The sequence below is a fragment of the Shewanella sp. 8A genome (genome assembly GCF_023475945.1).
GTDB classification, from domain to species: domain Bacteria; phylum Pseudomonadota; class Gammaproteobacteria; order Enterobacterales; family Shewanellaceae; genus Shewanella; species Shewanella xiamenensis.
Window position 1 is genome coordinate 1 of sequence record NZ_JAMDJP010000088.1, and the last position, 920, is coordinate 920.

The following is a 920-nucleotide window of genomic DNA, read 5'->3' on the forward strand; positions in this document are numbered from 1 at the left end:
GAAGGGAATCAAGTGACTGTGAGTGTTCATCTCAATGGTGAGGCACCGAGTTATCCGCTGAGTATTCCTTACACAGTGTCAGGAACGGCAGACAGTAGCGACCATGATTTGGTTGATGGCGTAGTGGAGATAGCCTCAGGACAAATGGCAGAAATCCACTTTACTACCTTGAACGATGGTGTGAGTGAAGGGAATGAAGAGGTATTAATCAGCCTTGACCCAAGCCTGAATCTTGGTAGTAAGCAGCAGACCCAAGTGGTGATTACCGAAGCCAATATTGCACCACAGGTTAGTTTGGCGGTGACTCAAGCTGGCCAACAGCAGGTGATAGTCGCGCAAAATGGCGGCGACGTGCATATTCGTGCTACCGCCTCCGATGCCAATGAGCAAGATACATTAACGCTGACGTGGGCAAGCGGCGGGTTAAGCTTGCAAGCGGATGCGACAGGGATGATGTTCTCTCCAGCCGCGGTAACGCCGGGGATTTATCCCGTGAGCTTAACAGCGACCGATGATGGTTCGCCTATGCTGTCGAGTACCGAAACAGTGTACATCGTAGTGCGTCCAAGTTTAGCTGCATTGACGAGTGCCGATACGGATGGCGATTTAATCCCTGATGTTCAAGAAGGCTATAACGACAGCGATAGTGATGGCATCCCAGATTATTTGGATGCAAACAATGACTGTAATGTGATGCCTGAAGGTGAATTGCAGCCAGTGTACTTCTTGGCTGAAGGGCAAGCGGGCGTCTGTTTACGTTTGGGAAATATTGCCCTAAACCGTGGACAGAGCGGCGTGCAGCTACAGCCTGAAGCTGTGGCTGAAGATGCTTTAGCCGCAAATGTGGGCGGTATTTTCGACTTTATCGCGACGGGTCTGCCACAACAGGGCCAAAGCTATAGCTTGGTATTGCCACAACG

General features: G+C 50.8%; 1 pseudogene. It reads left to right on the forward strand.

Annotated features, from left to right (window positions below):
• Positions 1-920, forward strand: a pseudogene (locus M0413_RS22625) (Ig-like domain-containing protein); the annotation flags it as partial.